Below are 25,028 nucleotides of genomic sequence, written 5' to 3'. Positions count from 1 at the left end.
TCATGCCGCCGCGATCTGCGTCAGCATGAGGCGAAACTCTTCGGTATCCGCCAGCGCGATGCTGCCCGGCGGCAGCCCCAGCAGGCGGTCGTGCATTTCGCCCTCGGCGATCATGCGGTCGTTGATCAGGCCGATGGCCCGGTCCAGTTCGCCGCCCCGCGCCAGGGCAATCGCCCGCTGCGAGACATCGCGGCGCCCCATGCCAAGGGCCAGGATCATCTCGGCGGTCAGCATGGCGTCGGTGACGTGGAAACAGCCCTCGGCCACACCTTCCTCGATCATCGTTCGGACCACGGGCAGCGCCTCGCGGCAGGCTGCGGCGTTGATGCGGTGGAACAACAGTTCGTTTTCGGGACGCAACAGGACATCGGTGATGAATTGCAGTTCCGGCGCGCGGTCCAGCCGCCATTGGTTGGTCGCGACGATGAAGGCGTTGAAGCGGCTGAGCGCGTTGCCTTCGGCGGCGTTCTGGCCCGCCTGTGCCGCGCCCATGGCCTGTCCGATCATGCGATGAACCAAACCGTCAAAGAGATCCTCCTTGGCGGGAAAATGGTGGTAGAAGCCGCCCTTCGAAATCCCAGCCTCGGCCACGACATCCGCAACCGTCACCGCATCCCACCCCATCCGCAGGAACACCGCCTGCGCGGCATCAAGGATGCTTTCGCGGCGCGCGTCCGGCGACATGCGACGTCTTTTGCCGTCGTTTTCCTGCGGAGCGCCCGCCGTCTGTTGCATCGTTTGCCTCGTCTTGGTCCCGACTTCCGGCCCTTACCGACCGCCAGTCGGTATCTGGGCGGGCGCGGCTGATAGTCAAGCCTGCCCAGACGGAAACGCATGACGGGCGGCAAAGCTCCGCCCGAGGCAGATCACCGGCGCGGTGCCACCGTCACCGCGTGGGCAGGCCCCTGTCTGCGGTATTCCCCGGGCGAGGCCCCGGTCCACCGTTTGAAAGCACGGTAGAAATTTGCTGACGATGAAAACCCAAGTTCCTGCGAAATCACCTCGACGCTTTTGGCGTTTTCCTGCAGGTCGCGGATCGCGATATCGCGCCGCAACCCGTCCTTGATCGTCTGAAAGGCGGTGCCTTCGGAATCCAACCGCCGCATCAAGGTGCGCGGCGTCATCCGAAAAGCGGTGGCCGCATCGGACAGGCCACAGTCCTGCCAGTTCGACCGGTAAAGGAACTCTCGCAGGCGCAGCGACTGGCTGTGTTCGCGGTAGCCGGTAAAGATCCAGTCTCGCGGGGCGCGTTTCACGAAATCGACCAATTCCGGTTTGCTGCGGGCCAAAGGTGGCCCCATCGGCGCGGTGTCAAAGGCGATGGAAGACAGCGGCGCGTCGAACGCCACCTGCGCCGGAAAGATCATCGCGTAGTCTTCGGCAAACTCTGGCCGGGCAAAGGCAAACCGGACGCGCGCCACCGGCACCTCGTGCCCCGCCAGCCAAGACAGCAACCCATGCGCCAGTTTCAACAGCAACATATGCCCAAAGCGCTGCACCGGCTGATCCCCGACCGGCTGCAAGGACAGCGCGATGACCCCGTCCTCGGGGCGCAGGGTGCATTGGTAGTCATCCAGCAACAGGTTCCAGAAGGTGGAAAACCGATGCAGGGCCGACGGCAGGCTTTCGGCCGCCAGAACCGTGGTCAAAAGATGCTGCAAGGCGCGCGCCCGAATGGGACGGCTCCACAGGCCCATCATCTCATCCCCGCTTTCGACCGCCGCAATCTGATAGAGATGCACGATCTGTTCCAGCGTGACGCGCGCCTCGGGGTGGCCCGGCGTTTCCAGTCCCGACCGCAGCAGCATGTCCTGCAACTGCGCCGGCGAACAGCATCCGGCCAGCGCCTCCAGCCAATCGTCGATCAACCGGCGGGACACGGTGGTGAAACTGACGGGATCGGATGCCGTGGACATAAGCGACGGATAGGCCGATTTGTCACTTTTGGAAAGTAGATTGTCATCTCATGACGTTGAGAGCCACCCGGACGCTGGATAGGTGTCATCTGAAAACAGGGTAGAGGAGACCCAGGGATGACCTATCAAGCGCCGATCGACGACATCATGTTCGACATCCAGCACCTGTCGCGCTGGTCCGGCGTCCGCGCGCTGCCGCAGTACGACGGCATCGAACCCGAGGATATCCGCGCCGCGCTGGACCAGTTCGGGCGCTTTTGTTCCGGCGTGGTGGCGCCGCTGTCCCAGGCCGGTGACGAACAAGGCGCGCGCTTGGAAAACGGTCGTGTCACCCTGCCCCAAGGCTATGATGCAGCCTATGCCAAATTCGTCGAAACCGGTTGGCAAAGCCTTGCGCATCCGGTCGATCATGGCGGCATGGGCCTGCCCCGTGCGGCGGGTGCCGCCGCGACCGAGATCGTCAATGCCGCCGACATGAGCTTTGGCCTGTGTCCACTGCTGACCGATGGCGCCATCGACGCACTGGCAAAGAACGGGTCGCCCGAGCAAAAGGCCATTTACCTTGAAAACCTCGTGACCGGGCGCTGGACCGGCACGATGAACCTGACCGAACCGCAGGCCGGCAGCGATCTCAGCCGCATCCGGACCACCGCAACCCGGCGCGCGGATGGCACCTATGCGGTGAACGGCAGCAAGATATTCATCACCTATGGTGAACACGACCTGAGCGAAAACATCATCCACCTCGTTCTGGCCCGCACCCCCGATGCGCCCGCCGGGGCCCGTGGGCTGAGCCTTTTCGTGGTGCCCAAGTTCCTGCCGCGGACCGATGGCACGCCCGGCGCGCGCAACGCGGTCACGTGCAGCGGGATCGAACACAAACTGGGCGTGCGGGCCAGCCCGACCGCGATGCTGACCTACGAAGACGCTACCGGCTTTCTTGTGGGAGAGGAAACCCGCGGGCTGGAATACATGTTCGTTATGATGACCTCGGCCCGTTTCGCGGTGGGTGTTCAGGGCGTCGCAGTGGCGGACCGCGCCACACAGCATGCCTTTGCCTATGCCCGCGAACGTGTGCAGAGCCGCCCGGTGGACGGCAGTTCGGGCGATGCCGTGCCGATCATCCAGCACCCGGAAACGGTCCGCATCCTGATGCGGATGCGCGCCACCGTCGAAGGCTGTCGCGCCTTGACCATCGCCACCGCCGGTTGGCTGGATCTCGCCACCTGCCCGGATGCAACGCTCGCACGCGAGGCAGACGAGATGGCTGAATTCCTTGTGCCGCTGGTCAAGGGATATAGCACCGAAAGCGCGGTGGACGTCGCCTCTCTTGGGGTGCAGATCCACGGCGGAATGGGGTTCATCGAAGAAACCGGCGTGGCGCGTTATTACCGCGACGCCCGCATCCTGCCGATCTACGAAGGCACCACCGCCATTCAGGCCAACGATCTGCTGGGCCGCAAGGTGCGCCGTGACGGTGGCGCAACCGCCCGCCGCTTTGCCGCCATGGTCGCTGAAACGGCCCGCGCGCTTGCCGCCGGAGACGCGCAGATGCAATCGGTGGCCGATCGGCTGGACGCGGCGCGCGACGATTTCGAAGCCTGTCTCGATCACCTGCTGGCGACGCTGGGGCAGGATGCCAACGCAGCCTACGCGGGCAGCGTGCCCTTTCTGATGCTGACCGGCAACCTTGCCGCCGGTTGGCAACTGGGCCGGTCCATGCTGGCCGCGAAAGAGGCGCTGGCCCGTGGCGAGGCCGCCGAATTCATGACCCGCAAATGCGCCACCGCTGCTTATTATGCGCACAATATCCTCGTGCAATGCGCGGTTGACCGTGCGCGCATCACCGATGGGACCGCCAGCCTGCTGGACGCAGAGCTTTGCTCGGCCTGATTTGCGCGCGCCCCAAGGATCCAAGGAGAAAGACATGACTGACGCCCGTTTCGACGATTACACCAACCTGGCCATCGAGATGCGCGACAACGGCGTCGCCATCCTGACCCTCGACCGCCCCGCCAAGCGCAACGCGCTGGACGTGGCCACGATTGACGAACTGGTGCGCTTTTTCAGTTCGGCCCACCGGGACGGGGTGCGCGCCGTGGTTCTGACCGGCGCCGGCGATCACTTTTGCGCCGGTCTGGATCTTGTGGAACACTGGAAGGCCGACCGCAGCCCGGATGAGTTCATGCATGTCTGCCTGCGCTGGCACGAGGCCTTCAACAAGATGGAATACGGCGGCGTCCCGGTGATTGCGGCGCTCAAAGGCGCGGTCGTGGGCGGCGGACTGGAACTGGCTTCGGCGGCACATGTGCGGGTGATGGACCAAAGCACCTATTTCGCCCTCCCCGAAGGTCAGCGCGGCATTTTTACCGGCGGCGGGGCCACCATCCGCGTCAGCGACCTGATCGGCAAGTCACGCATGATCGACATGATCCTGATGGGCCGCGTCTATCAGGGGCAAGAGGCGGTCGACCTTGGTCTGGCGCAATACATCACCGACGGGTCCAGCTTTGACATGGCGGTGGAACTGGCGGACCGGGCAGCGGCCAACCTGCCGCTGACCAATTTCGCCATCTGTTCGGCGGTCAGCCACCTCAACAACATGTCGGCCATGGATGCCGCCTATGCCGAGGCCGTCGTCGCGGGCGTAGTCAACACCCAACCCGCCGCCCGCGAGCGTCTGGAGGCCTTCGCCAACAAGACGGGCGCACGCGTGCGTCCCAACAACTGACTGGCACAAGGCCGCCCCCCCCCGCCAGCGTTGCCGCCGGCGGGGGGTTCGTTTCAACGGGTGGCAAACCTCACGCCGCCACGGACACCGCGGCAACGGGATCCGTCCGCGCGACCCAAGTGCCCCTGTCATAGCGCAGACCAAGACCCTGCCCGCCGTCCAGAGTCGTCAGCGTCAGCCAGCCGTTGTCGAACAGCGCCCGCACATCGGGGCGCCGGTCCAGCACCTGCGAGATCATCTCTGCCGGAGCGTCGATGGCCACGACCAAGCGGCTAGGCACATGGCGCGCGGTCTCACCGTCGTGAACCGATTGCCATGGCAAACCGGCCCGCAAAGGCCCGCCGCTGCCTTCCAGAACGCCGATCCCGCCGACGACATTGTGCAACAGCTTGTTGCCTGCGCCAAAGGTTTCGGGCGCGATGGCTGACCCGTGATATTGCAGGGCGATCCAGCTGGCCACGACAACCGGCGCGCTGAGGATCAGTTCCAGCGTGGCGGCCGTGTCATCCTTGCGCCAGTCGTAGTCATGCAAAAAGACCCGACCGTCCAGATCGCGCCCCGTGGTGCGCGACCGTGGCGCGGCGACAAAGCCGCTGCACCCGGCCAACCCCCATTCGGGACGCAGTTCCGACCAATCCTGCCCACGCCGGCCAAGGGTTTCACAGGCACCCCGAGGCAACGCCTGCGCCCGTTCGGTGCGCGCAAGTTCTCCCGCCGTTTTCAGCGCAGCGGTCAGGCGGTCGACATCGGCCCGGTGACGGGTCAGCCCGGTGGCTTCGAACAGCCGCACCTCATCCGACACGGTGTCGTGCAACCCGGCCACGAAAGCGGTGTCGGCCGGGATGCGGATCCCCCGGTCGGCCAGACCCGCGCGGATGGCATCGTCATTCAACAGCCCCGCCAAAAGCCGCGCGTTGACGTCACCGGCAAAACCGCCACAGGCACCGCATTGCAGGGCGCTGGCGTGCGGCGCGTTGGTGACTGTCGCGCCATGTCCGCAGACCAGCACAAGCCGCGCAAAACCTTCGGTCAGTGACATGGCCCGCAGGATGGTTTCTGCCGCGTCGATCCGCTTGTCCAATGCCAGATCCAGTTCCGGCATCGGCTCTGGCGCTGTACCTTCACCTTTGCCAAGGCTGTCCCGCAAGAGTTTGCCCACATATAGCGGACCGGCCGCTTCGACGAAGGCAAAGGCCGAAACCGCTGCACGCTTGAACCGGCCCCATGCCCGGATGGTCCGCAGGTGTACACGCTGATGCACGTCGGCCTCAGCATCGCCTCTGGCGCGAGTTTCAATGCCCGGGCTCAGCAGAACCGGGGCCCGCGCCTCGACAATATCCGACGCATGCCCCTGGTGCCGGATCGGCAGCCCGAAGAATCCGGCAAAGCCGATGGTCCGGATCTGGGGATCGGCGCTTTCCAGCGCCCGGCGAAAGCGTTCCGAACGAACGTCGATGCAAAAGGCCGCCTGAATCGCGGGCCGCCCCTGCGGCGCGGGATCGCCGTCGCCCGCCAGAGTCTCAGCCAGCCGCCTTTCGCCGGAGCGGTCCACGGCCTCTTGCAAGGCGGCCTCAAGCACCACATCGGCATCGGGCGCGACCGGCGGCGCATAGTCCGCCATCGCCGTTTCCCAAGCCTCTGCCAGCGACGGGCCGCCGGCCTCCAGCAGGGCCGCTTCCCACACCAATCGCACGGTCAGCAAGTCAAACAGAGTGCTGTCCCGGCTTCCGTCGCGCTGAGAGGTCCAGCCAAGGTGCCGCGCGTATTGCCCCCAACCCGACAGCGTCACCAAAAGCCGGTGCAGATACAGCGGAGCGGCTTCGGGCGTCAGGCTCAGTGTTTCGCAAGCCTCGGCAAAGGCGGCCTGTGGATCGGTCGGAAGGGCTTCGACCCGGGCGGAAAAGCCGCTGAGCCCGGCAAGGCCCGGTGTCAGGTCACGGCTGGCATAGATCCGCCACGACGCCCATGCCCGTACTGCGGGCGCAGGCCAGAACGCCTGTCCCCGGTCGAACTGGGCCGCGGCCCAATGACTGATCCGCTCTTCGACCAGCATGGGCCAGTCGACGCCATCGGCCTGTTGGGCAAGCTCGGCAATGGTCGGCAGCGGCGCAACGGTGCAAGAGGGATCCCGCGCTGCGCGTGCAAGCGCCTGCGGCTCTATCCCATGCGCCAGTGCGGCAGCCCGAAGGTCCGCTGGTGTCACGGTGCCCGCGTCGATCATCGCGGCCACCTCTTCACGCGGCAGGAACATCCGCCCTGCACCGACACGGGCCATCCGGGCTGCGGCGCTGGTGCGGTCCTCCCCGATCTGGCCAAGCCACGGATTGACCGCGACCGTGGCCTCCAGCGGGAACGCCGGGGGGATTTGCTGCATCGCCTGCTCAGCCGATGCAAGGAGTTCAAGGGTCTGGCCGGGCCAGGTCATCTGCGCTTTCATTGGATCGCTCCGGACTTGGGGGTCCAGCGGCCGCCAAGCCGCTCGAAGACCGCGTTGAGATAAAGACCGTTCATCAGGTGAACCCGCAGACCAGCCGCCGCCGGATGCCCGGCCCAGAGCGGAAAGGTTGCCTGTGCCACGGCAGCGACCGCAAAGCTGACCAGCGCCAGCACGATCGTCGCCCAGATCAGCCCGTCAGGCGCGGGCGGCGGCGGCAAGGTGCCCGCCGACAGCAGCGTCGCCCCCTGTTGCAGCGCGAAATAGGCCACCGTCGCCGCCACAGAGAGCCCGACCGTCCGCAAGGTCAGGGCCCGCGGCGCAAGATCGGCCAGCCCCTGTGCAATAAGGTAGACAACGCCAAAGATCAGGATCGCACCAAGCGCCACGGTCTGCGGTGGCTTGGACAGGATGCCGAACAACAGGCCGACCCCGACGTAGAGCGCCAGCGCCAGACCAAAAGCCCGAACCACGGCGCCAAGGTTTGGCACCGCCACCGGACCCGGCCGCCGGATAAAGGCAACCTCCTTGACCGCCCCGCCGGAGGCAAGGAAAGCGTGCGATTTGTACAGCGAATGCGCCACGATATGCAGCAGCGCCAGCGGGAACAGGGCCAGCCCGCATTGCAGCACCATAAAGCCCATCTGCGCCGTGGTGGACCACGCCAGCGAGGTCTTGACCGCCGGTTGGGTCAGCGCCACGGCGGCACCCAACAGTGCGCTGAACCCGCCGATCAGCGCCAGCATCGCCAGCACACCCGGCGCCGCGATCAGCACATCCGCAAAGCGGATCAGCAAAAAGCCTCCGGCGTTGACGACACCCGCGTGCAGCAGGGCCGACACAGGTGTTGGTGCCTCCAGAACCTCGGTCAGCCAGCCATGCGTTGGCACCAGTGCCGATTTGAACACGGCCGCCACCGCCAACAGCAGCGCCGCCAGCCAAAGCAGGCCCGTGCCTTCGCCCGCGCCCGCCGCGGCGTTGATCGCGGCGATATCCGAGGTGCCAAAGCCCACCACAAGGATCCCTGCCGCGATCAACAGCGCCGCGCTGGCAATGATCCCGGTGAGCGCCTTTTTGCGCGCGGCCCGCCGCGCCCGTGGCCGATCCGGGTAGTGCAACAGCAGGCGATGCAGGGTAACGCCCGTGGCCACCCATCCCAGCGCCAGCTGCACGATATTGCCCGCGCTGACCAGCAACAGCACGCAGGCGACCGTTGCCGCCATCCAGCCCATGAAGGCGGCCTGCCGCACATCCCCGTCCAGCGCCACGCGCGAAAAGCGCAAGACGATCCAGCCGACAAAAGCCACGGTCAGGATCATCGCCACACTGACGATGTCGATCCGGGTAGACACGCCGATCGAGGCAAAGCCGATCAATCCGCTGGTGGTCGCCCCTGACACGGCAAGATCCAATGCGGCCAGCGCACCAATCGCAAGGGCTGCAAGCGCGGAAAGCTCGGGCAGACGCAATCGCCACCCGCCCCGATCCGGCGGGGCAAGAAACATCGCGACCGCCGCCGCGGCCAGCACAAGCGGTGCAAGCAAGAGCAGGTAACTCATCGTAGACCTCCAAATCCAAATCTCGCGCTGATCTAGAGGCTTCGATGTTTGAATAAAAATATATTGTATGGATGCATTCATTCGCTTTAATAGAACGATATGCGACTGAACTATCATCACCTGCGCTATTTCCAAGAGGTCGCCCGCGAAGGGAACCTCACCCGTGCAGCATCGCGGTTGAACCTGTCGCAATCCGCGCTTTCGACCCAAATCCGCCTTTTGGAAGAAAGGCTTGGCCATGCGCTGTTTTCCCGCGCCGGGCGCGCCATGACCCTGACAGAGGCCGGACGGATCGCTCTGGACCATGCCGACCGGATCTTTGACGTGGGCGACGATCTGATCGCAACGCTGACCGGGACCGGCGCGGCCAAGGCGCCGCTGAGGGTCGGCGCGCTGTCGACCCTGTCACGGAATTTTCAGCTGAGATTCGTGCAGCCCGCACTGGCCGAGAGCATCGAACTGGTGCTGTCCTCCGGCAACAGCCAGACGTTGCTGCGCGCGCTCGAAGACCTTGCGCTGGACGTGGTCCTGCTGACTGATCCGCCCTCGCGCGACAGCTTTCCCGACCTCGTGGCGCACCGGATCGCCGAACAGCCTGTTGCGCTTCACGGAACGGCGCGACGGCTGACCCATGCCTCGCTTGCGGATCTTCTGTCTTCGGAACCTGTGATCCTGCCCACTGAAAGTTCGATCCGTACGGGGTTTGACAGCCTCGTCGCGCGGCTGGGCATCACGCCCCGGATCGCGGCAACCGTCGATGACATGGCCATGGTGCGTTTGCTGGCACGCAACGACGTCGGTCTGGCGATTACGCCCGCCGTTGTCGTCGCCGACGAACTGGCGCAGGGCCTGCTGGCCAGCGCGCCCTTCCCGCTTGAAATTGTCGAAAGCTTTTACGCGGTGACCGCAGTGCGCAGCTTTCCGCATCCGATTGTGGACAGGCTGATCGCGCCGCTGGCAGATCGCGGCACGGAAAGCGCCGGACCCTAGACCGTGATCTGCTGCGCCGCCATCCGGTCCTCTGCCCGCCCTGTCGGTGCCGCCGCCAGCGTCCCGCGCCGGACGACATGCACCTCGAACCCCCGATTGCGGGCGGCAAGGGCAGTTTTCTGAACGCAGTAGTTGAAATCCAGCCCGACGATCCGCAACCGCCCGACACCTAGCCCAGCCAACAGAACATCCAGTTCCCCTGTGGCAAAGCTGTCCTGAACCGGCTTGACCAGCTCATGGTCCGCGAAACCACGGAAAGGTTGCGCAAGTTCAGTGCCCTGGGTTCCCTCGACCGCCTGCCCCTTCATCGTCATCCGCGCCAGAAACCGTGTCGATGGAATGGACCATTCCTGTCGGATCGCCACGATCGGCCAGCCGTTTTCCCGTGCGGCACGAACCTCGTCCAGAATTGCTGTCTGCGCCTCGGATTTTACGGACTCTGTATAGGGACCCTGCTCCCAGAAGACAGATTGAAGGTCAATCATAAGCAGGGCCGTGCCGGCCCGTTGACCAATGGGTTTGCCCTGGCTGATCGCACCGATCCGCCGGATCCCATTGCCAAGCCATCCCACGACGCCAAGCGCCGAGCTCGCAAGTAAATAGCCTAGGATCATTGAACATCTCCGTTTTGCGCCTTGAGCTTCGCTGTCACCGCACGCACGATCCTCAGAGCGGTTGCAATTTCTTCCTCCGCGAGGTCGGCACCAATCTGTTCCATCAACTCCAATTCTTTGGACATAGCGCTGGCGATCACGTACCGACCGCTGTCAGTAAGACGCAACAAAGGCGATCTTTTGTGCCGCGGGTTCGGGTGTTGTTCGGTGAACCCCGACGCCAGTGTCTCATTCACCATCAGCTGAACGTACTGCCGTTTGATCTCCAGCCAAGCCGCAATATCCGGCACGGTCAGGTCGCCATGGGCACTGAGCACCTCCAACACGGCACGCATACGTACGGTCAGACCGGTGCCAACCAGTCCCTGCTCTACCGACGCCTCCGCAGCCTGCATCAAAGGCCGCGACGTCCAGACGATTTCATAAAGGTTCTTCGCTTTCATAATGCCATTATAGATGTCAAGTTGACATTGGCAATGACAATTATCCGCACAGACAAACCATGACCGCTGTTGCTCAAGTCAACACACATGGGCTGGCCCACCACCGCAGCCGTGCCTGCGCTTTGCAGGACAAAGCAGCGGTCCGCACGGTCAGCCTTGCAGCAGAGTGTCCGCCTACAGGATCTGGCTGAGGAATTCCTTGGTCCTTGGATCCGACGCGCTGTCGAAGAACGTGGCCGGGGGGCCGTGTTCAACAATGACGCCTTTGTCGGTGAAATAGATGTGGTCGGCCACTTCGCGGGCAAAGCCCATCTCGTGGGTGACAAGGATACAGGTCATGCCCTCGGCGGCGAGATCCTTGATCGTCACCAGCACTTCTTTCACCGTTTCCGGGTCCAGCGCCGCCGTCACCTCGTCAAAGAGCATCACGTCGGGCCGCATGGCCAGCGACCGCGCAATCGCGACCCGCTGTTGCTGTCCGCCGGACAATTCGCCGGGATAGCTGTTTTCCTTGCCTTCCAGCCGGACCTTCTTGATCAGCGCGCGGGCGCGGGTTTCGACCTCGGACTTGTCTTCGCCCAACACCTTGATCGGCGCCATCATGACGTTTTCCAGCGCGGTCTTGTGCGGGAACAGGTTGTACTGCTGAAAGACCATGCCGACCTTCTTGCGCAGCTCCAGCTTGTCCAGTTTGGGATCATGCACCTCTTGGCCTTCGACGGTGATCGACCCTTGCTGAATGTCGTTCAGCGCATTGATACAGCGGATCAGCGTCGACTTGCCCGACCCAGACGGGCCGATGATGCAGATCACCTCTCCTTTCATCACCTCAAGGCTGACGCCCTTGAGAACTTGCAGGTCGCCAAAGCTCTTGTGAACGTCCTTGAGCGATACGATCGGTTGGTCCGGGGTCCAGGCCATCTTGGCGCCTCCGTTAGAGATTGACCGCGAAGCGACGTTCCAGACGGACGGTCCAGCGCGCGATCGGGTAGCAATAGACAAAAAAGATCGCCAGCACGAAGCCGTAGAACGGCACCAGCAATTCCGGGCGGTTGTTTTCGGCCTCGATGGCCTGACGGGTCAGGTTCAGCACCTCTTCGACGCCAAGGATCGACACGATGGGCGTGGCCATGGTCAGGATCGCGTACCAGTTCATCCACGGCGGGATCATGCGCTTGATGCATTGCGGCAGGATGATCTGGAACAGGGTCTGGCGGCGGGTGAAGGCAAGGCTTTCCGAGGCTTCCCACTGTGCCGTGGGCACAGAATTCACCGCCCCTCGCACGATTTCCGAGATATTGGCCATAACCGGCAGCGCCAGCCCGATCACCGCCTTCAACCAGTCGGGCACCGGAATGATGACGCCCGCGATGACGATCTCGAACGGGAAGGACAGCATCACGATGAACAACAGCACCAGCCAGGGCGAGTTGCGGAAGATCTGCGTGATGACCATCGACAGCCATGCCACCGGACGCAGGGGGGACAGTTGCCCAAGCCCAAGAAAGACGCCCAGCACCGTCCCAAGCGCCATGGTCAGGAAACTGATGATCAGCGTAAAGACGAACCCCTGCAAGACGATGAAAGGGATCCAGCGCAGCAGCGATGCGATCGGCCCTTGGTCAAGATCCTCTGTTGCGGTCTGGGCCAAAGCCATGACCGGCCAAAGCGCCAGCATCAGGCAGACACCCAGAATGGCCCAAAGCGGGATCGAGGCCATCCATTGGGAAAACCCGATCTGAGAGGGCGCACGGTAGCGCGCCTTGAAGGAATGCATCACCGGCATGTCGGTGGTTGCGGGGGCGGTGAGACCGGGAATGCTCATGTCAGCCTCCGTATCCGGGGATGCGCATCGAACGTTCCCATTTGTTCATGCCCATGACGAGGATCCCGACCAACCCAAGATAGCTGAAAAACAGCACCAGCATCATCGGGTTCTGCGCCGAGGGAAAATCGTTCCATATGGTGATCGACTGGTACAAGAGTTCCGGCACCGCGATAACAAAGGCCTGCGTGGTGGTCTTGACCAGATTCACGAGGTTGTTGTTCAGCGCCGGGATCGACACGCGCAGGGCCAGCGGCAAGACGATGTAGCGATAGATCTGAAGCCGCTTGTACCCCAAGGCCTCAGCCGCCTCCTGCGTGGATTTCGGTACAGCCTCGACCCCGGCGCGAAAGATCTCGACGTTGAAGGCCCCGGCAAAGAAGGACAGCGAAATGATCGCCCAGCCGACGTTGGTGATGATCGGCACTTCCAGCCAGCCGTCCGGGCTGTAGGTGGGGGTGAACCGGCCAAGCGCGAAGTAAAAGAACAACAACTGCACAAAAGGCGGCGTGTTGCGGAAGAACTGGATGTAGCCATTCACGATGCCCCGCACCCAGCGGCTGTTGGCCCCTTGCATGGCGGCCCCGACGATGCCGATGATGACCGAAAAGATCACACAGGCCACGGACAGCTTTACCGTCAGCCACAGCCCGCTGACGACCTTGTCCCATTGTCGCTCTTCATAGAAGAAGATGAAGTTCCACCGCGGATGGTCTTCGGCCAGTTGGCGGAAGAACTCCGTGAACATGTCCAGCATGCGCGCCCCCGGTTGGCGTTAGTCACGCAGACGACCCCATCGGGTGCCGGCCACGGGGGCCGACACCTTTGGATTTCGTCCTTGGGTCCCGTCGGACGGGTTTATTCAGCAAGCCAGTCGCTGAACCGGTCGGATTGCTTGGCCAGATAGCTGGTGGGCTGAATGCCCCACTTTTCTTCCAGCTCGATCAGGGTGCCGTCCTGGTGCCACTGGTACTGCATGCCGGACATGAAGCGACCGAAGACACAGTTTTCCTCGGCTTTCGGCACGGCCAGCGCCCATGGGTTGTCATCCTCGGTCGGCATCGGCATTTCGAAATCGTCCCACTGACCCGACGCCAGATCCGCCATGATGGAGGAGTCGTCATAGACCCAGCCGATGCACTTCTTGTCGCGCAGGGCCTGTTTTGCCTCTGCGTTGCCGGTAAAGGCCACGATCTGCGCGCCGTAACGCTCTTCGACGATCTGGTTGTAGAAGGCGCCCTGCTTACCACAGACCGGCTTGCCTTTCAGTTCCTCCCAATCGGTCAGCCCAAGCGCCTTGGGGGCCAGCATGTTGGTGCCGGAAGTGTAATAGTTCGGGCCGACAATCCCGACGAGGTCACGGCGGTCCTGCCGGTCGGACATGGTGGCGATCATCAGGTCGATCTTGCCCTGCTCCAGAAACTGCATCCGGTTCGAAGACTGCACGGCCACCAGTTCAAGGTTGACGCCCATCTTGTCAGCGACGTCTTGCGCCATGTCGATTTCCATTCCGACGATATTGCCGTCGGTATCGCGAAAGCCCCAAGGCTTGTAGTCGGCTTTCACTCCTACAACCAGCGTGCCCCGCTCCATCACCTTGTTCCAGGTGTCGTTCGAGCATTTCGCAAAAGCAGGTGCCACGCTGGACAGGGTCAGGGCGATGGCGGTCGTTGCCGTCAATACATGTTTCATAACGTTCTCCACTGTTGAACGGCCCTCTGCGGGGCCTCGTTTCGGCCTGTGCTCCAAGCAGATCATCCGTACCGGGACCAGCCAGCCAAAAGACGACAACATCACCGCGAAACGTAGCGGACAAGGCTTTCTGTCGCTGTTTTGGGCTGATCGACGGTGCGAAGCCTGAAACTTGGGCATCAATGCCGGGCTCTATGAGGAAGCCCGAATGATGCAATGTCAACACCCATGCACCGCGGATCCAGCGGTTGCGTCCTTCCAGCGGCTCATGGAACCCGGTCAGGCCATGCTATCCAGCGGCCTGAGAAGATCGAAAATCTGGTCCCGCATCCAGGCTGCCATCGGAGAACGATCCGCCCGTTTGTGCCATATCCCGACGATCAGCGCGGGATCTATCCGCATTGGCGGCTGAAACAGTTGCAGCCCATAGGCGGCTTCGACGGTGCGGGCCAGTTGCACCGGCAAAAGGGCAATCAGGTCGCTGCCGCTGACAACCCGGCACACCCCGGAAAAGACGGGCACCGTCATGGCCACCGTTCGACTGCGTCCAACCTTGGCCAAGGCAGCGTCGCCCATGGCGCTCAGATTGCCTTCGGGCGAAAAGATCACGTGGTGCAGGGCGCAAAACCTTTCGAAAGGCATCACCTCACCGGGCGTCAGCCCTTGGATGCCGGGATTTCCGGCCCGGGCGACCACGACGAAAGAAGACCGGAACAAGGGTTCCCGACTGATCCAGGCAGGCAGGTCCCTGTCGGGGATCAAGGCCAGATCCGCGTCATAGCGTTCAAGGCTGTCAAGATAGTCATATGGCACCAGATCAACCAGCTGGGCCGTCAGCCCCGGCGCCTTGGCATTCAACAAGGCCCCAAGCCGGGGCATCAGCATCTCGGCCATGAAATCCGTTGCCGAAATCTTGAAACCGCCTTGAGCGGTCGACGGGTCAAACGCGCCCGGCGGCGACAGCAGCGCCTCTAGGCGTTCCAGTTCCTGCGGCAGGCTGTGCCGCAATCCTTCGGCGAATTCGGTGGCGACAAGGCGGTTTCCCTGTCGCACGAACAACGGATCGCCAAGGGCGTGGCGCAACCGGGTCAGCGCCGAGGACACCGCCGATTGCGACAAGCCCAGACGATCGCCCGCCCGCGTGGTCGACCCTTCGCGAAACAAGGCGTCAAGAACCTTGAGCAGGTTCAAATCGAAGGTCAGGAAATTCACAGCATCGATAGCCCGTATAAGATTTACCGGTTTGATGGATATGCTGCACGTGTCCTAGGATCAGGTCAACGAAAGCGCTTTCGTTTCACGCCAAGACAAGGACATGAAACGATGAAAGACCTGATGACAGATGACGCCGCGATCCATTGGCACGGTGTCTATTACAAGACGATCCTCAGTTCCGAAGACAGCGGAGGCACCATGTCCATCGTGGACAGTCTCTCGCCGGTCGACAGCGGCCCGCCACGCCACATTCACCACAATGAGGACGAAACCTTTGTGATCCTCACCGGTGCGTGCCGGCTTTGGCTGGAAGGGGTGGAAACCGTCCTGCACGCGGGGCAAAGCGCCTTTGTCCCGCGGGGCAGCGAACACACATTCAAAGTCATCGGGGAGGCACCCTCGCGCCATCTCGTCATTCTGACGCCCGGAGGCTTTGAACGTTTCTTCGCAGAGATGGCGGCAGGGCAATTCGCAATCACCGAGGACATGCCCGCCATCGTCGAAGCAGGCAGACGGCATCATCTGACCTTTACAGGCCCGCCGCTGGACTAAATCCTCAGCTACCGGTCATCATGCGGCCATCATGGTCCTCGAATTCAGACGGTGAACGGAACGCGCCGCTGCGCCTCCAGCTGTCTGACCGCCATGATGCGCCGGGCCAGCGCATCCGCAAGTCTTTGGTACCCAAGGCCGGACTCGAACCGGCACGCCCGAAGGCGGGGGATTTTGAATCCCCTGCGTCTACCATTCCGCCACTTGGGCCCGAAGGTTCCTATACACAGGGCCGCGAACGGGGGCAAGCGGAGTTGGCGCTGCGTTTTTGCCATTCAGAGACGATTTTTCCTGCGGCCTTGCCAGGTGCGACGGTCGGACGCTGGCCTACCGCAACGTGACCTGTTAGCGGGAAAACAGCTCGGTCTGAAACTCAAGGAGAGTGCTGGATGACCCCTCTGAACCAAACGGATGCGGCAATCTCGGACCGGCTTGCGGCACTGGCCTCGGATGCCGAAGGCGAAAACGTGACGCTCACCTGGGTGTTAGGACAACTGCACGAACGGGCCTTTGGCCTGTTCCTGCTGATCCTTGCCCTGCCCTGCTGCATTCCCTTTCTCTATGGCATCCCGCAGGTCGTGGCGCTGCCGCTGATGTTCGTGTCCTTCCAGATCCTGCTGGGACGGCAGGTTCCCTGGCTGCCCGGCAAGCTCGGAGAGCGGACCGTTTCTGTCAGCGGACTGGAATCGCTGTCGCGGCGCGCCAGCCCCTGGCTGCGCCGGATCGAGGCAGTCAGCCGCCCGAGGCTGGGTGCCCTGACGCGCCCGCCGCTGGACCGGATCATCGGAATCGCCCTGGTCCTGTTCAGCGCCTCCATCCTCGTGCCGCTGCCCGGCACCAACACCGTCCCCGGATTTGCCGTGGTCCTGGTGGCCATGGGCCTGCTTCAGCGCGACGGAATTCTGGTTCTGGTCGGCAGCGCCTTGGGCACCGTGTGGATCGCGACGCTTGTTCTGGCCGGGGCGACACTGGCCAGCCTGATCAAGACCTGGCTGGGGCTTTGATCACAACGCTGGCATCGGGGTCTTTGGGCTTGCGTCGCCTTTTGGCCTGCGGCACCTGTGAATGACGAAACAACGCTTGAGGTTGTCATGAACCGCCGACTGCTGACCCTTCTTGGCATTCTTGGATCTGCCGGGCTTTTGCTGGGCGCACTTTATTTCCAGTACGTGCGCGGCCTGTTGCCCTGCCAGCTGTGCTATTGGCAGCGGTATGGCCATGTAGGCGCGATGATTTTCGGCGTTGTCGCACTGTTCGTGCCAAACCGTATCCTGCTGGGACTCGGCGCTCTGGCGGCTCTGTCCAGTTCGGTCATCGGGATCTTTCACAGCGGTGTCGAACGCCAGTGGTGGGACGGGCTGAAAAGCTGTAGCGCCCCCGCGCTGGAAGGCTTGTCGCCCGAAGAAGCGATGGAAGCGATCATGAACGCGCCCATGGTGCCCTGCGACCAGATCCCGTGGCAGATGTTCGGCCTGTCCATGGCGAATTACAACGTCTTTGCCTCAGCTGCGATTGCCGGTCTCTTCGTTCTGGCGATCCGCGCACGTTGATCCCCGATTTCGGCGTGCCCGATCCAGGGCGCCCGAAAATCCCGCGATTTCAGACCTAAACCAAAGTCGCAGTGTGCCTGATCCACGGCTTTGGGCCGATGTCCGTCGGGCGCGACACCGCCCATCTGCCTGTCACGCCCCGCAATTCCGTGGGGCGCCAGACAGGAGACCAACCATGACACGTACCCTTGTTGCCGCCGCGCTCGCCGGGCTGATCGCCCTGCCGCTTTTCGCCTCCTCCGATGAAACTGACGTCACGCCGGATGCCGACCGCAAGGCCGAGATCACTCAGCTGTTGACCCAACAGGGTTACGAAGTGCGCAAGATCGAAGCCGAAGACGGCGAGATCGAGGTCTATGCCCTGAAAGACGGCCAGCACCTTGAACTGACGCTCGACGCCGAGTTGAACATCACCGACAGCGAAAACGACGACTGACCGGTCGGCCCGGCTTTGCCTGTCACGGGCAGAGCCGGGTGCACATCACAGGAGATTGGTGATGACGGAACATCACGTATGGGACCGGTTCTTACGCGTCTTTCACTGGAGCACGGCGGGGCTGTTCCTTTTGAATACCTTGCTGACTGACCCCGAAAGCGCGCTGCATATCTGGATCGGCTACGCTGTCGGGACGCTGGTTGTGCTGCGCCTGATCTGGGGCCTGATCGGCCCAAAGACGGCACGGTTCCACAGCTTTGCCCCTCGGCGGCGCACCTTGCGAAGACAGCTTATGGACATGGCCACGGGCCGTAAATCTGCGCATTTGGGGCATTCGCCCTTGGGCGCCCTGATGATCTTTAACCTGATCGCCGTGTTGATCGGGATCTCGGCCAGCGGATACATGATGACGACCTCCCTGTTCTGGGGCGTCGATTGGGTCGAATCCCTGCACGAGGCGCTGGTCACTTGGGCCGAGATCTCTGTCGTGGTCCATGTGGCCGCCGTTCTCTGGGAAAGCCGCAGGACCGGGATCAATCTGGCCCGTGCCATGGTAACGGGTGTCAAAACCGTGCCGGACACGGTACGACTGGAGCCATGACGGACAAGGCCCCCCTGCCCCTGATTGCCCTGATCGCTGCGCAGTCTCTCTGCGCAGCCTTCTTTCTGTTCGATGTGCTTTCGGACGGAATCGAACTGGGCTGGCCGCCGGTCACGCATTGGCATTTCATCGTGGAAACCATTGCCGCCATCGTATTGATCGCCGCCGTTGCCTTTGAGGTGCGCACGCTCAAATCCATGCTGCGGCGCGAGGCCCATCTGGAACAGCAGCTGAGCCTTGCCGCCGGGGCCTTTCACGACGTGGTGACCCAGCATTTCGGAAAATGGAGCCTCACCCCCGCGGAACAGGACGTGGCCATGCTGACGCTCAAGGGGCTGGCGATCCCGGAAATCGCCCGGTTGCGCGGAAATGCCGAAGGCACGGTCAAGACGCATCTGGGGGCGATCTATCGCAAGGCCGGCGTCACCGGGCGCGGTGCCTTTCTCGCTTTCTTCATCGAGGAACTGATGAACGCCGCACCCTCGTGACAGCGCCCCCGCGCTCTGGCATGAGGGTGGCACAGCTTCGAGCAGAGACAAAACGCCCATGACCAACAGGCTTGCCATCATGATCGCCCTCGTCATCATCGGGTTGATCGCAGCCGATCTGACCCTTGCCGAGGGGGCCAACCTGCTGTTTCTGGGCCGCAAACTCTTTGTCTTGCTGGATTGGCTGGCCTTCTGGCGCTGACACTGCCCGTCCGGGCTGACGCCACGGCGGTTGACTTTTCCGCGCCGCGATGATTGTTAGCGTTAACGGCATCCTCGGGCCTTGCCCGGCTCTATTCCGCACCCGCCCGTAAGTCACAAAGGGGACCCATCCCATGACCGTAAAAGTCGCCATCAATGGCTTTGGCCGCATCGGCCGCAACGTCCTGCGTGCCATCATCGAATCCGGCCGCACCGATATCGAGGTGATTGCCATCAATGACCTCGGTCCGGTGGAAACCAACGCGCATCTGCTGCAATTCGACAGCGTGCACGGCCGTTTCCCGGTTGCGGTCACGCATACCGACGACAGCATTGATGCAGGCCGCGGCCCGATCCGCGTGACCGCCATTCGCAACCCCGCCGACCTGCCCTGGTCGGACGTGGATGTCGTAATGGAATGCACCGGCATTTTCGCGTCGAAGGAAGCCTGCCAGGCGCATCTGGACAACGGCGCCAAACGGGTTCTGATCTCGGCCCCGGGCAAGGATGCGGACAAAACCATCGTTTTCGGCGTCAACGACGACTCGCTGACCAGCGAAGACCTGATCGTGTCGAACGCCTCGTGCACCACCAACTGCCTTGCGCCGGTGGCCAAGGTGCTGAACGACACCATCGGCATCACCCGCGGCTTCATGACCACGGTTCACAGCTACACCGGCGACCAGCCGACGCTGGACACGCTGCACAAGGATCTGTACCGCGCCCGCGCGGCGGCCATGTCGATGATCCCCACCTCGACCGGTGCGGCCAAGGCCGTCGGTCTTGTGCTGCCGGAACTGGCTGGCAAGCTGGACGGCGTCGCAATCCGCGTGCCCACGCCCAATGTCTCGGTGGTCGATCTGACCTTTGAAGCACCGCGCGCCACCACCATCGAAGAAATCAACGATGCCATCCGCACTGCCGCCGATGGCCCGCTGAAAGGCATCCTTGGCTATACGGATCGCAAACTGGTTTCGATGGATTTCAACCACGACCCGCAGTCCTCGATCTTTCACATGGATCAGACCCGCGTGATGGACGGCACCATGTGCCGCATCCTGACGTGGTACGACAACGAATGGGGTTTTTCGAACCGGATGTCCGACACCGCTGTCGCCATCGGCAAGCTGATCTGAACCGGATCCAGACCGCAAGAAAGGCCGCCTTCGGGCGGCCTTTTTCGTTGCGCACACACCATGGTCGCCTTCCCAGACCTGCAAGAAACGCAAAGCGCCTTTCCGGTTCTGTCAATTGTTCTGCGCCGCAGCATTGCTATGTTTGCGATAACGGAAACACGAACAAGGAGTAGACCAATGAGCGTCTTCAGCGAAATCCGCACCAATATGAAAAAACGCGCACAGTACCGAGCAACCGTCCGTGAGCTGGAAAGCCTCGACGCCGCCGTGGCCCGCGATCTGGACATCGCCCCCTCGGACATCCGCCGCATTGCCCGCCAGGCCGTCTACGGCTGAGACACCGGCACAGTGTTGCGGAAAGGCGCCGCCCGTGGAGACATGGGACGGCGCCTCGCTTTTCCGGCCTTGCCGATAAAGCGAGAGGTTTTTATTCGGTCGGTCATTTCAACCGATACGAGCACCCCATGAAACGTATTATTCTTGGCTTTTCAGCACTTGGTTTGTTGTCTGGCTGCCTTTCAGCGATTTACGGCGATGGCGAACCAATCGGCACGCTGAATGGCAAAGCCCTGTACCAGACGCGCTGTACCGTCGATCTTAGCACCGCTGGCCAAAAAGGCCTGTTCGGCACCGGACGAATTCCGCTGTACGGCACATGCGAAGTCGCTGCCAAGAACAGGTGCGGCGATGGCGCCTATTCCATCGCCAAGGCGGACAGGTCGAACCGTCGCATGATCACCGATGTGATCGACAATGGCCCCTACCGCACGCGGCGCACCTATCCTGCGCAGGATGTGGTTCTGCAATTCACCTGCAAGGCCTGACCACAGACAAGGGGGCCTTGGCGCCCCCTTTCCAATTCAGTCAGAAAACCGCTGGTCCAGCGCGGCCTTGACTTCGGCCGGGACAAATTTGGACACGTCCCCCCCAAGGCGCGATATTTCCTTGACCAGTTTGGAGGCAATGGCCTGATGACGGGCCTCGGCCATCAGGAAGACGGTTTCGACACTGTCGTCCAGCGCCCGGTTCATACCGACCATCTGGAATTCATATTCGAAGTCCGCCACGGCGCGCAGGCCGCGAATGATGATCTGGGCACCGACGTCATGGGCACAATCAATCAGCAGGTTTTCGAATGGATGGGCTATGATCTCGGTGCCGGTCTGCCGGGAAATCTCCTGGCATTCGGCCTCGACCATGGCCACGCGTTCTTCGAGCGAGAACAAAGGCCCCTTGTCACGGTTGATCGCCACACCGATCACAAGCCGATCGACCAGCGAAGCACCCCGCCGGATGATGTCGATATGACCAAGTGTGATGGGATCGAAGGTTCCGGGGTAAAGACCGACGCGCATCGCAGCTTCCCTTATGGTAAGTCCGAGGGCACGCAACAATATTGCGCCGGTGAATGCAACCCGGAACCGCCGAGTGCGACGAAATCCGTTACCAGGGGTTCGAGATCATATCCTCAAGCGCGTCCTTCTCGGCCGAGAGTTCGGACATGCGTGCCTTGACCACGTCGCCCAGCGTCACCAGGCCGACCAACTGGCCGTCCTCGATCACGGGCATATGGCGGAACCTTCCTTCGGTCATCTTGGCAAGGATCCCCTCTGCCGGATCTTCCCGCGTGCAGGTCACAAGATCCGGTGTCATGTAGGTTTCGACAGAAGCGTCAAGGCAGGCACCGCCATGCACCGCCAGTTCGCGCACGATGTCGCGTTCCGACAGGATGCCCACAGCCTTCTTGCCATCGGGCGACACCACCACGGTACCGATGCGCTTTTCGGCCAGTATCCGTGCAGCATCGGCCACCTTGGTGCCGGGCTTGACAGTGAACACGCCATCGGTGCCTTTGCTCTTCAGGATCTGGTGGACCTGCATCGTTATACCTCCATCGACGATACCTTATGCGTCAGCGTGACGCGGCCCCATGCACCCTGTCAAGTACCAGAAAGTCTTGGCGGATCGCGGGATAGCCGGGTCTGCTCAGGAAATCGCCTGCCCCTTCAGCGCCATGGCTTCCAGCCGTACAAGTTCGTCGCGCATACCGGCCACCAGCGCCTCGGCAAATCGGGTCTGCCGTTCAAGGCGGCGGTCATCTGCGTGGCGAACAAGGTAAAAGCTGCGGACCAGCGAGATTGCGTCCCGCAACACAAAGCGCATCCCCGGGGCCAGAGGCATGGCAAAGTCATGGACCACACCCAGCCCAGCCCCCTGCCGCAGCCAATGAAACTGAACCGCGACCGAGTTTGACGCCAGTGGCACCCGTTCAAGCCCGAGGTCGCCAAGATAGTCCAGTTCCTTGTCAAAGATCATGTCGGGGATATAGCCCACAATCCGGTGCCCGCGCAGATCTTCGACGCTGGATACGGGGGCGTGTTCAGCCAGATATCCGGCGCTGGCAGCAAGATGCAGGCGATAGTCGGTGATCTTTTGCACCAGCAACCGCCCCGCGGAGGGTGGAGAAACAGCAATGGCCATATCGGCCTCGCGCCGCGACAGGTTCACCACACGCGGCAAGGCGACGATTTGCACCTCTAGGTCGGGGTTCTCGCTGGCGATACGGGCACAGACCTGCGGCAACAGGAAATTTGCGCAACCATCGGGCGCGCCGATGCGGATCTGGCCAGACAACCCCTCGGTCCGGCCCACCAGCGCCTCCGAGGCCTGGCTGGCTGCCTGTTCGGCCTCTTCGGCGAAGCGCACCAGCCGCGTGCCGGCCTCTGTCAGCGCATAACCCTGCGGTGATTTGGCGAAAAGCGGCGCGCCCAGCGACTCCTCCAGCCGGGCCACCCGCCGCCCCACCGTGGCCGCATCCATGCGCAACCGGCGCCCCGCCGCCGACAGGCTTTCGTCGCGCGCCACGGCAAGGAAAATCCGCAGGTCATCCCAATTGTCCAACTGCATCCCCTTTGCATTTGTGCAAAACGCTTTTGCCGCATTCTGTCTTTTCGCAACATTTTTGCAAGGATAAGGTCCGCGCAACCGCAAAGGAGGAGTCACATGACCGAACTCACCAACTGGATCAACGGCCAGCACGTCAAAAGCGGCTCCGGCCGTTTTGCTGATGTCTACAACCCCGCCACCGGCGAGGTTCAGGCCAAGACCCCGCTGTCGACCGTCCAAGAACTGAACGACGCCGTCGCCAAGGCAGCCGAGGCGCAAAAGGCATGGGGGGCCACCAACCCGCAGCGCCGCGCCCGCGTCATGATGAAGTTCGGCGCGCTCATCAACGAGCATATGGACGAACTGGCCGAGCTGGTCAGCCGCGAGCACGGCAAAACCCTGCCCGACGCGCGCGGCGACGTGCAGCGCGGCCTTGAGGTCGTCGAGGTCTGCATGGGCGCGCCTTCGCTGCTGAAAGGCGAATTTACCGATGACGGCGGCCCGGGCATCGACCTTTATTCCATGCGCCAGCCGCTGGGCGTGGTTGCGGGCATCACGCCCTTCAACTTCCCCGCCATGATCCCGCTGTGGAAGATGGCCCCGGCGCTGGCCTGCGGCAACGCCATGATCCTGAAACCCTCCGAGCGCGTGCCCTCGACCGCGCTGCGCCTTGCTGAACTGCTGCAAGAGGCCGGCCTGCCCGATGGCGTGCTGCAAGTCGTCAACGGTGACAAGGAAGTGGTCGACGCCATCCTCGACAACGAGGACATCGCCGGTGTCGGTTTTGTCGGTTCGACCCCGATCGCCCAGTACATCTATGGCCGCGCCGCGAACAACGGCAAGCGCGCCCAGTGCTTTGGCGGCGCCAAGAACCACATGATCATCATGCCGGACGCCGACCTCGACAAGGCCGCCGACGCGCTGGTCGGTGCCGGTTACGGCGCGGCAGGCGAACGCTGCATGGCGATTTCCGTCGCGGTGCCGGTCGGCAAGGAAACCGCCGACGGCCTTATCGAGCGCCTCGTGCCGCGCATCGAAAAGCTGAAGGTCGGCCCCTACACCGCCGGCGAAGACGTGGACTATGGCCCGGTCATCACCGCCGCCTCCAAGTCGCGCATCGAAGGCTTGATCGACAGCGGCGTGAACCAGGGCGCCAACCTTGTGATCGATGGCCGCGGCTTTGAAATGCAGGGTTACGAAAACGGCTTCTTTGTCGGTCCGTCGCTGTTCGACAACGTCACCCCCGAGATGGACATCTACAAGGAAGAGATCTTTGGCCCGGTCCTGAGCCAGGTCCGCGCGGACACCTACGAAGACGCGCTGAACCTTGTCATCGACAACCCCTATGGCAACGGCACCGCGATCTACACCGCCGACGGCGATACCGCGCGTGATTTTGCCCACCGGGTCAATGTCGGCATGGTCGGCATCAACTTCCCGATTCCGGTGCCGCTGTCCTACCACACCTTCGGCGGCTGGAAGAAATCGGCCTTCGGCGACCTGAACCAATATGGCCCCGACGCCTTCCGCTTTTACACCAAGACCAAGACCGTCACGGCGCGCTGGTTCTCGGGCATCAAGGAAGGTGGCGAGTTCAACTTCAAGGCAATGGACTGATCCATTTGAAAAAAAGAGGCGCGCCATTAATTGGCGCGCCTTTTCCATTGGCGCTACCTTTGACAAAATGTGTCTTTGATGCATATCTTTGTGTTAATGCGTGTGACCAATGCAACTTTATTCCCAAGGTCAATTGTCACTC

28 protein-coding genes and 1 tRNA gene are annotated in these 25,028 nt (G+C 62.5%); 14 read left to right on the top strand and 15 right to left on the bottom strand.

Annotated elements, in window-relative coordinates; genetic code table 11:
- Nucleotides 1–735: a TetR/AcrR family transcriptional regulator gene (locus tag KJP30_RS01880; RefSeq protein WP_218447280.1), complete on the bottom strand. Its 735-nt coding sequence runs from the start codon at nucleotides 733–735 to the stop codon at nucleotides 1–3.
- Nucleotides 736–866: 131 nt separating this feature from the next.
- A complete protein-coding gene (locus tag KJP30_RS01875; RefSeq protein ID WP_218447279.1) occupies nucleotides 867–1,916 on the bottom strand; it encodes a helix-turn-helix domain-containing protein in 1,050 nt (349 codons plus the stop codon).
- Between the two features lie 117 nt (nucleotides 1,917–2,033).
- On the opposite strand from KJP30_RS01875, the gene KJP30_RS01870 reads away from it, so the two are divergent.
- On the top strand, nucleotides 2,034–3,809 hold the full coding sequence (locus tag KJP30_RS01870; RefSeq protein ID WP_218447278.1) for an acyl-CoA dehydrogenase family protein: 1,776 nt from the start codon (nucleotides 2,034–2,036) through the stop codon (nucleotides 3,807–3,809).
- A 34-nt stretch (nucleotides 3,810–3,843) separates the two neighbouring features.
- Nucleotides 3,844–4,647, top strand: a complete 804-nt coding sequence (gene dmdD / locus KJP30_RS01865; RefSeq protein ID WP_218447277.1) for a crotonase/enoyl-CoA hydratase family protein — start codon at nucleotides 3,844–3,846, stop codon at nucleotides 4,645–4,647.
- Nucleotides 4,648–4,717: 70 nt separating this feature from the next.
- Here the strand turns inward: dmdD and KJP30_RS01860 are convergent, their stop codons facing one another.
- Together KJP30_RS01860 and KJP30_RS01855 are read right to left on the bottom strand one after the other, a co-directional pair.
- Nucleotides 4,718–7,084, bottom strand: a complete 2,367-nt coding sequence (locus KJP30_RS01860) for a YbcC family protein (RefSeq protein ID WP_218447276.1) — start codon at nucleotides 7,082–7,084, stop codon at nucleotides 4,718–4,720.
- The gene (locus KJP30_RS01855; RefSeq protein WP_218447275.1) at nucleotides 7,081–8,640 is read right to left on the bottom strand and encodes a proton-conducting transporter transmembrane domain-containing protein; all 1,560 of its coding nucleotides are present in this window, start codon (nucleotides 8,638–8,640) and stop codon (nucleotides 7,081–7,083) included. Before KJP30_RS01855 ends, KJP30_RS01860 begins: the two co-directional genes overlap by 4 nt.
- Before the next feature lie 99 nt (nucleotides 8,641–8,739).
- Here KJP30_RS01855 and KJP30_RS01850 point away from each other — a divergent pair, with 99 nt between their 5' ends.
- Nucleotides 8,740–9,630, top strand: a complete 891-nt coding sequence (locus tag KJP30_RS01850; protein WP_218447274.1) for a LysR family transcriptional regulator — start codon at nucleotides 8,740–8,742, stop codon at nucleotides 9,628–9,630.
- Here KJP30_RS01850 and KJP30_RS01845 read toward each other — a convergent pair.
- The 7 genes from KJP30_RS01845 to KJP30_RS01815 all read right to left on the bottom strand — a co-directional run bounded on the left by KJP30_RS01845 (nucleotide 9,627) and on the right by KJP30_RS01815 (nucleotide 15,416).
- Nucleotides 9,627–10,244 carry a cysteine hydrolase family protein gene (locus KJP30_RS01845; RefSeq protein ID WP_218447273.1) on the bottom strand — a complete coding sequence of 206 codons (618 nt, stop codon included), beginning with the start codon at nucleotides 10,242–10,244 and terminating at the stop codon, nucleotides 9,627–9,629. The two genes, KJP30_RS01850 and KJP30_RS01845, sit on opposite strands and share 4 nt — an antisense overlap.
- Nucleotides 10,241–10,687 carry a MarR family winged helix-turn-helix transcriptional regulator gene (locus KJP30_RS01840; protein ID WP_218447272.1) on the bottom strand — a complete coding sequence of 149 codons (447 nt, stop codon included), beginning with the start codon at nucleotides 10,685–10,687 and terminating at the stop codon, nucleotides 10,241–10,243. Before KJP30_RS01840 ends, KJP30_RS01845 begins: the two co-directional genes overlap by 4 nt.
- 174 nt (nucleotides 10,688–10,861) lie before the next feature.
- A complete protein-coding gene (locus tag KJP30_RS01835; protein ID WP_246594325.1) occupies nucleotides 10,862–11,608 on the bottom strand; it encodes an amino acid ABC transporter ATP-binding protein in 747 nt (248 codons plus the stop codon).
- Between the two features lie 13 nt (nucleotides 11,609–11,621).
- Nucleotides 11,622–12,512, bottom strand: a complete 891-nt coding sequence (locus KJP30_RS01830; RefSeq protein WP_218447271.1) for an amino acid ABC transporter permease — start codon at nucleotides 12,510–12,512, stop codon at nucleotides 11,622–11,624.
- Between the two features lies 1 nt (nucleotide 12,513).
- On the bottom strand, nucleotides 12,514–13,269 hold the full coding sequence (locus KJP30_RS01825) for an amino acid ABC transporter permease (RefSeq protein WP_218447269.1): 756 nt from the start codon (nucleotides 13,267–13,269) through the stop codon (nucleotides 12,514–12,516).
- Between the two features lie 101 nt (nucleotides 13,270–13,370).
- Nucleotides 13,371–14,204, bottom strand: a complete 834-nt coding sequence (locus tag KJP30_RS01820; RefSeq protein WP_218447268.1) for a transporter substrate-binding domain-containing protein — start codon at nucleotides 14,202–14,204, stop codon at nucleotides 13,371–13,373.
- Between the two features lie 279 nt (nucleotides 14,205–14,483).
- Nucleotides 14,484–15,416 carry a LysR family transcriptional regulator gene (locus KJP30_RS01815; protein WP_218447267.1) on the bottom strand — a complete coding sequence of 311 codons (933 nt, stop codon included), beginning with the start codon at nucleotides 15,414–15,416 and terminating at the stop codon, nucleotides 14,484–14,486.
- A 123-nt stretch (nucleotides 15,417–15,539) separates the two neighbouring features.
- On the opposite strand from KJP30_RS01815, the gene KJP30_RS01810 reads away from it, so the two are divergent.
- The gene (locus KJP30_RS01810; protein ID WP_246594324.1) at nucleotides 15,540–15,971 is read left to right on the top strand and encodes a cupin domain-containing protein; all 432 of its coding nucleotides are present in this window, start codon (nucleotides 15,540–15,542) and stop codon (nucleotides 15,969–15,971) included.
- Between the two features lie 126 nt (nucleotides 15,972–16,097).
- On the opposite strand, the gene KJP30_RS01805 is transcribed toward KJP30_RS01810, so the two are convergent.
- Nucleotides 16,098–16,181: transfer RNA gene (locus KJP30_RS01805), tRNA-Leu, on the bottom strand.
- Nucleotides 16,182–16,360: 179 nt separating this feature from the next.
- Here KJP30_RS01805 and KJP30_RS01800 point away from each other — a divergent pair.
- From KJP30_RS01800 to KJP30_RS01760, 9 genes are all read left to right on the top strand, one after another.
- Complete coding sequence (locus KJP30_RS01800; protein WP_218447265.1) at nucleotides 16,361–16,975, top strand: exopolysaccharide biosynthesis protein; 615 nt, start codon at nucleotides 16,361–16,363, stop codon at nucleotides 16,973–16,975.
- An 87-nt stretch (nucleotides 16,976–17,062) separates the two neighbouring features.
- Entirely contained in the window at nucleotides 17,063–17,521 is a 459-nt protein-coding gene (locus tag KJP30_RS01795; RefSeq protein ID WP_218447264.1) for a disulfide bond formation protein B, read from the top strand.
- A gap of 175 nt (nucleotides 17,522–17,696) precedes the next feature.
- Entirely contained in the window at nucleotides 17,697–17,957 is a 261-nt protein-coding gene (locus KJP30_RS01790) for a PepSY domain-containing protein (RefSeq protein WP_218447263.1), read from the top strand.
- A gap of 61 nt (nucleotides 17,958–18,018) precedes the next feature.
- Nucleotides 18,019–18,558, top strand: coding sequence for a cytochrome b/b6 domain-containing protein (locus KJP30_RS01785; protein ID WP_218447261.1), 540 nt, complete (start codon nucleotides 18,019–18,021; stop codon nucleotides 18,556–18,558).
- Nucleotides 18,555–19,046, top strand: a complete 492-nt coding sequence (locus KJP30_RS01780; protein WP_218447260.1) for a helix-turn-helix transcriptional regulator — start codon at nucleotides 18,555–18,557, stop codon at nucleotides 19,044–19,046. Before KJP30_RS01785 ends, KJP30_RS01780 begins: the two co-directional genes overlap by 4 nt.
- Before the next feature lie 58 nt (nucleotides 19,047–19,104).
- Nucleotides 19,105–19,248: a hypothetical protein gene (locus KJP30_RS01775; RefSeq protein WP_218447259.1), complete on the top strand. Its 144-nt coding sequence runs from the start codon at nucleotides 19,105–19,107 to the stop codon at nucleotides 19,246–19,248.
- A gap of 133 nt (nucleotides 19,249–19,381) precedes the next feature.
- Nucleotides 19,382–20,383 (top strand): type I glyceraldehyde-3-phosphate dehydrogenase, encoded by a 1,002-nt coding sequence (gap, locus tag KJP30_RS01770; RefSeq protein ID WP_218447257.1) that lies wholly within the window; start codon nucleotides 19,382–19,384, stop codon nucleotides 20,381–20,383.
- Nucleotides 20,384–20,560: 177 nt separating this feature from the next.
- Nucleotides 20,561–20,719 (top strand): DUF1127 domain-containing protein, encoded by a 159-nt coding sequence (locus KJP30_RS01765; RefSeq protein ID WP_218447256.1) that lies wholly within the window; start codon nucleotides 20,561–20,563, stop codon nucleotides 20,717–20,719.
- A 128-nt stretch (nucleotides 20,720–20,847) separates the two neighbouring features.
- The gene (locus KJP30_RS01760) at nucleotides 20,848–21,207 is read left to right on the top strand and encodes a hypothetical protein (protein ID WP_218447255.1); all 360 of its coding nucleotides are present in this window, start codon (nucleotides 20,848–20,850) and stop codon (nucleotides 21,205–21,207) included.
- Nucleotides 21,208–21,243: 36 nt separating this feature from the next.
- Here KJP30_RS01760 and coaD read toward each other — a convergent pair whose 3' ends face one another.
- The 3 genes from coaD to KJP30_RS01745 all read right to left on the bottom strand — a co-directional run bounded on the left by coaD (nucleotide 21,244) and on the right by KJP30_RS01745 (nucleotide 23,290).
- Nucleotides 21,244–21,738 (bottom strand): pantetheine-phosphate adenylyltransferase, encoded by a 495-nt coding sequence (gene coaD, locus KJP30_RS01755; RefSeq protein WP_218447253.1) that lies wholly within the window; start codon nucleotides 21,736–21,738, stop codon nucleotides 21,244–21,246.
- Between the two features lie 88 nt (nucleotides 21,739–21,826).
- On the bottom strand, nucleotides 21,827–22,264 hold the full coding sequence (locus KJP30_RS01750; protein WP_218447252.1) for a CBS domain-containing protein: 438 nt from the start codon (nucleotides 22,262–22,264) through the stop codon (nucleotides 21,827–21,829).
- Nucleotides 22,265–22,369: 105 nt separating this feature from the next.
- Nucleotides 22,370–23,290: a LysR family transcriptional regulator gene (locus KJP30_RS01745; RefSeq protein WP_218447251.1), complete on the bottom strand. Its 921-nt coding sequence runs from the start codon at nucleotides 23,288–23,290 to the stop codon at nucleotides 22,370–22,372.
- A 96-nt stretch (nucleotides 23,291–23,386) separates the two neighbouring features.
- On the opposite strand from KJP30_RS01745, the gene KJP30_RS01740 reads away from it, so the two are divergent.
- Entirely contained in the window at nucleotides 23,387–24,886 is a 1,500-nt protein-coding gene (locus KJP30_RS01740; protein ID WP_218447250.1) for a CoA-acylating methylmalonate-semialdehyde dehydrogenase, read from the top strand.
- The last annotated feature ends 142 nt before the right edge of the window (nucleotides 24,887–25,028 follow it).

Origin of the sequence: Antarctobacter sediminis (genome assembly GCF_019218285.1) — a bacterium.
GTDB lineage: Bacteria > Pseudomonadota > Alphaproteobacteria > Rhodobacterales > Rhodobacteraceae > Antarctobacter > Antarctobacter sediminis.
This window is presented reverse-complemented; position numbering and strand designations above follow the sequence as displayed.